Origin of the sequence: Tumebacillus lipolyticus (genome assembly GCF_042682745.1) — a bacterium.
GTDB lineage: Bacteria > Bacillota > Bacilli > Tumebacillales > Tumebacillaceae > Tumebacillus_A > Tumebacillus_A lipolyticus.
Genome location: NZ_JBHUIO010000010.1, coordinates 1 through 5,452, shown reverse-complemented (window position 1 = coordinate 5,452; position 5,452 = coordinate 1). Strand labels below are relative to the sequence as shown.

At 50.9% G+C, this 5,452-nt stretch carries 3 protein-coding genes; 2 read left to right on the top strand and 1 reads right to left on the bottom strand.

The window, feature by feature from the left end:
* Positions 1–1,096 precede the first annotated feature (1,096 nt).
* Together ACFSOY_RS16185 and ACFSOY_RS16180 are read left to right on the top strand one after the other, a co-directional pair.
* Positions 1,097–2,140 (top strand): ArsR/SmtB family transcription factor, encoded by a 1,044-nt coding sequence (locus tag ACFSOY_RS16185; RefSeq protein WP_386048380.1) that lies wholly within the window; start codon positions 1,097–1,099, stop codon positions 2,138–2,140.
* Positions 2,137–3,369, top strand: coding sequence for an MFS transporter (locus ACFSOY_RS16180; RefSeq protein ID WP_386048378.1), 1,233 nt, complete (start codon positions 2,137–2,139; stop codon positions 3,367–3,369). The genes ACFSOY_RS16185 and ACFSOY_RS16180 overlap by 4 nt, the downstream gene beginning before the upstream one ends.
* A 41-nt stretch (positions 3,370–3,410) precedes the next feature.
* Here the strand turns inward: ACFSOY_RS16180 and ACFSOY_RS16175 are convergent, their stop codons facing one another.
* Entirely contained in the window at positions 3,411–5,147 is a 1,737-nt protein-coding gene (locus tag ACFSOY_RS16175) for an ATP-dependent nuclease (RefSeq protein WP_386048376.1), read from the bottom strand.
* Between the last annotated feature and the right edge of the window lie 305 nt (positions 5,148–5,452).

Here is a 5,452-nt window from a genome sequence, read left to right as displayed (position 1 = left end):
GATGGTACTTGGACCGCAGGGTCCTGGGAGAGTAGGTCGCCGCTAGGCGTGATGAGACCCGATCTGAAGGATCGGGTCTTTTTTTATTTGTATGCGAAATGGAAATAGAAGAGGCGTCGCGTTCGAAGCGGAGTGGAGAACCACCGAGGTGAAAGTGGATAAATGATAAGTGAACGGTGGCGCTTTGGAAGAGTAGGACGGCGGCAGGCGTGATGAGATCCGATCTAAGAGATCGGTTTTTTTATTTGCCTGAAAAAGGGGAATAGAAATGGCGCCGCGTTCGATGCGGTGCGGAGAACCACTGAAGCGAAAGCGAAGGTCGGGTACTTAAATCGTGGTGTTATGGAAGAGTCAGTTGCCGCTAGGCGCGGTGAGACGCACTTAAAGGATCGGGTCTTTTTCTTTTTGCAAGTGAAAGGGGAGTTGGAAGGGCGCCGCGTTCAAAGCGGGGTGGAGAACCACTGAGGCGAAAGCGGAGAGATGGTATTTGAATCGTAGCGTTCTGCAAAAATAAGCCGTTGCGAGGCGCAAAGAGAGTGGGCCATTTTCTTTTTGTATGCGAAAGGGCACTAGAAAAAGTTCCGTGTTTGAAACGGAGCGGAGAGCCACTGGAGCGAAAGCGAATATTTGGTACTTGGGAGCGTAGCCGATTAGGGTATAGGTGCAGGCGAAACGTTGAAAGTAAATGTAGAACCTTTGGGCGAGAGAAAACACGCGCTTGGAGCACACACAGCTTGACATAGTGTGTTGCTGCCGCGCAGGAGAAGGGGTGATCTAGCAGAATGTTATTTCTCCATGCAAAAAACAGAAGATTGCTAGGTTCGAAGTGAGGCAGAGACTCAGAAACAAAGGTGAAGACGCAGTAATTGGACTGTGGAAATGGACGGCGGAATTTTGAAAAGTAAGACGTTGTGAGGCAAGCTGAGACCTGATCGGAACGATCGGGTCTTTTTTATGTGCAAGGGAAAACTGATCTTGATAGAGGAGGAGTTGTGAAAAATGGTGACGCATCAAAAGATAATATTCGAAAAAAGTTGAACTATAAATTCGTTTGTTTTAGAATGGAGAAAAGCACATCGCAAGAGGAGGCATTTCGATGCGACACCTAGAATCGCCACAGCAGACCGAAACGATTGCGCTGAAGGTGGAATACTCGCCTGTTTGGGAAGTAATTCTTGGCATTGCAGGGTACACGCATACCCAGCTTCGCCATACGTTTGATCTGGATGAAGAATGGAAAGTGCACCAAAACTCAATGCCGGCATCGCTTGTACAGCATCTGAAAGGGATTGAGCAGACCAACTTTTGGCACGCGATGATCATGCTTCAAGACAAATTCTCTGCAACATCGATTCAAGATTTTTCGAACCAGTTATCACAACTGCCACACGATCACCTCTATGAAACACTTTTGCCATATGGGAATCGCGATCTGGAGCTTCTGCGAAAAACGATCGCAGCTCAACACGATCAGGTAGATTTGTTTGAGCAGTATGCGGCCCACTTTGATCAACACGAATACTTAGGCGGCTATGTTCGCAATGTGGGTCACTATTCGGTTCAGGAGATGTGCGACCTGTTCAACCATACATTGAACGAATGGTTCGAGTGGGTAAGCCAACAGGAAGAGTGGGAGAAGTGGATGCAGGCGCTCGCTTTTGAACAGAAGCAGTACAGCTCGGTCGATCACACGAATCCTATTGAGGAAATCGAAAAAATTACAGGTGGAATCAAGTATCTCCCCGAGCCTTCTGTCTGGACGGTCAAACTGATCCCGCATGTCTCCTACCGCCCTTGGATTTTAGAAAAGCGCACACCAGAGACGAAGCTATTCTTCTATCCGCTAAAGGAAGAGTATTTGTTGGAGCCGGGCACCCCTTCTACCAACTTAGTTCGGGGACATAAGGCGCTAGGGGATGAACTTCGACTAAAACTGCTCTATCAGCTGCTAAAAGGACCTTTATCGCTCCTTGAGATGAGCGTGCAGTTCAACACTTCGAAAACGACGCTACATCATCATCTCTCCCTTTTAAAAGCGGCCAAGCTCATTCGTGTTGAGAAGGGGATCTATTCGGCAAATCCAGCTCAGATCCAAGCTTTTTCCAGAAGTCTTGCCGAGTACCTCGGAGATCTACGATGAAAAAGTATTCTCCATCGTTTAAAGCGCTTTGGGCAGGCGAAATCGTATCAGAGTTTGGCGGAGCGGCCGGTGGGATCATCAACGGGTTGCTGCTGTATGAGCTGACAGGATCGAAAGAATGGATGGGAGCATTATGGCTCATCTACTTTATTCCCTCTCTGATCCTGCAAGGCATCAGCGCTCCCTTCCTCAACCATGTTATCAAGGAGAAGATGATCCGAAAGATTCAATTGGTTCGCGCTGGTGCTTATCTGCTTCCGCTGATCGGGTATGCGATCGGAACGGATGTGGGAACGATTATCGGTTTGATTCTCTTGCAATGCTTGTTGGGCTTGGTGCAACCGATCTACGCAAGCTTGTCGTTCTCACTTCTACCTGAAATCTGCAACGAGAAAGAGCTTGTGGATGCGAATGGTTTACTGGATGCTACCATTCGATTGATGAGCTTTCTCGCCCCTGGTGCGGTTTCTTTGCTACTCTTGTTCAGCCCGATGTACTTGATCTACGGGCTATCCGCTCTGATGTTCCTCCTCAGTTATTTCGCACTTGCGCGCATCCCGCAGTTGAGCACCAAGCGGGTTGCCACTTGGACGAGAAAGTTTTGGTGGGCAGAGCTAGTAGAGGGCTATCGGACATTTTTTCAATTCCGGCACCTGTTGCGGCTCACCGTTCTCTCCTCGACTGTGCAATTTGCAGTGGGAGCGGCGATGGTGATCAGCGTACCTTTTATTCGCGGAGATTTGGCAGGCCATGCTTGGGAATACGCGATCTTTTCCGGTGCGTTCCCTGTGGGGTATGCGCTCGGGATGCTCCTGCTTGCGAGGTTGCCGAAAGGGAAGCGAACGATGTACCTCGGCTTGATCGGAGGAGGTCTTTCGTTCGTCCTCCTGTTTTTTGTTCACTCGATTCCGCTCGCCTGGATGTGTGAGCTGTTCGGAGGCATCATGTTTCCCCTTTTCAATGCACAAAGTGCAGCCGCTTTTCAGCGTGAAGCACCTCGGGATCGTTTGACACAGCTGAGTGCCGTTCGATTGCTCTTTCTTCGAGTTACGATGCCGCTCGGGATCTTGTTTGCGTCTACATCGGTTTTAGATCTCACGACACGTCAAACGTACGCGATCATCGGCTTGGTAATTCTTCTGCCAGGATTGTTTTACTTGCTTGTCGCACCTGCATCGGTCAAGTCCAAGCTCCACCCGCACCATGACCATCAGGTGAAAGAACGCTAGCTATGCTGGATCTGCTCAAGAGGAGAATCGCGTGGTCGCAGTCAAGCGGATTGGGTTTTCTTCGCGATCACCGCTTCTTTGAGCTGATCAAGCGAGTGCCATTCGAGACAGTTGTCAGGCAGATCGGTCAGGTCGTGGTTGAGGAGAGCTTGCAGCAGATGGTCAAGGTTGTCGAAGGAGGTTGGACGGTTTCTCATTTCCAACAAGGCATTATAGGGCTTTTCCCCATCAACATCGTGACCAAAGTAGGCAGACTCAAAATTAGGGACAGAGGCGAGCAGGCGCACTTTGGACGGATCGGGGTGGTTTTGAACTTCTTGATAGATCTTGATGTTGTGCGCCCAAGCGGGATTGGCCATCTCTTTGCCTGTGCGGGTGACGATCGTCGGCGAGTCGCTGTCATGGAGAACAGAGTATCTCGTCCCGAAATGATTCAAAATCTTGATCAGCGAGATGATGGTCGCTTTGCCGCGCGCACGGATGATATGAACATCTCTGAACTGTTCTGGCTTGGCGGCGATGATATGTTTGAAAGCGGTATATTCGGTATCGCCTTCGACCACGAGAACGCTGCCGCCGAAGAAGAACTCGCCAACGTGCGGATCGCAGAGGTTGAGCAGTTTGAGCTTCTGTTTATCGTCTTCGTCCAGCTGTGCGCGCTCGGGGCGAAAGAGAGTGGTGCCTTTGATCGTTCCATCTGTGCTGCGCTCGACCCGAATGATCGTCGTATTGTCGCGCGAAAGATCAAGAAAGGCGGGGGAATGAGTGGTCACCATCACTTGCCATTCACCCGTCTTCGGCAGATCGTAGAGCACGCGACAAGCTTCTCGAACCGCGTTTGGATGCAAGCACAGCTCCGGCTCATCCAGAAGCAGAACGTGCGGACGTGAAGTTGGTGAGTCGATCGCTTTTTTGCTACGGGCTTTGGGTTTGTCATAGCCGCTTTCCGAAATGTAGCGAAGGGCGGCCCAAAGCATGGTGCGCCGCGCACCGCTGCCTTGGCGGTCGATCGTGCTTTGAAAGCCGTCCCGCGGGCCCATCAGCAGTTGCGGAACTTTAAAAAACTGGATCGCTTTGTCCAAGTCGTCTTCAGGGCGAGCGTCAAAGCGAATCTGGTAATCGGGGAAGACTTGGCTGAACAGTTCGGAGACACCCGCTTCCACAGCTGCGATCTGCGTGTGGGACTGTTCGACGATCAGTTTCTGCACCTCAGCCATCTTCTCAAGCAGAAGCGTGTAATCTGTCTGTTTGATCCGCTCATTGAGGACGGAGAGGAGCATGGACATAATCTTGTCGGACTGCTCCTTGGGATTGGTGAAAGCATCCACCCGGTGCGGTTGCGGGCGACGGGCGTTGGCGACGTTTGGCGCTCCCCAAGGCACTTGCTCGGCCCAATCGCCTTTTTCCACATCGAAGCCTCTGCGCACCGGTTCTCCCACATCGGGCCAGATCCATTTTTCGCGGACGACCATCTCGCCAGTCTGTGGGTCGATTTGAATCCACCGCCTTCCAGGCGGATCGTCGTACACGACGGTGTGCAGTTCGATCTCCGGCAATGTGTCAGGCGTAATCTCACCGTTTGGAAAATCGTCGCGGGTCAATCTGCCCGCTTGAGAACCTTCAGACATGACGACTTCGTAGGCGCGCAGGATCGAACTTTTCCCCGCGTTGTTCGGACCGACGAGCACGACGATATCATCCAGTTCGATGACGACTGGGGTGGAGCCGATGCAGCGAAAGTGCTTGATGATCAGTTTGCTCAGGCGTGGGCGCAGCAAAGTGACACCTCCTCAAGTGGGTTTCTCTTCTTATGATCTCCAAGGAACAGCAGTTGCAACCTATCGAGATTCTCAGATCAGTTTTAAAAGGCGGCGAGAGAAGGAGTGTGAGAACAAAATAGAAAGGTACTACGAGTCTATTCAGCAGAATGGTCGTATTTGTTGACTTTATCGCAAATATGATGAGAATCTAGGTTGTGACAAGCTGTTGAACCGTGATAAGATAGCTCTTGTCGCCGCGAGAGAGCGGCCGACGCGAAAGAGCAAAACGATTGATCCTTGAAAACTAAACGAGTGTTATGAAG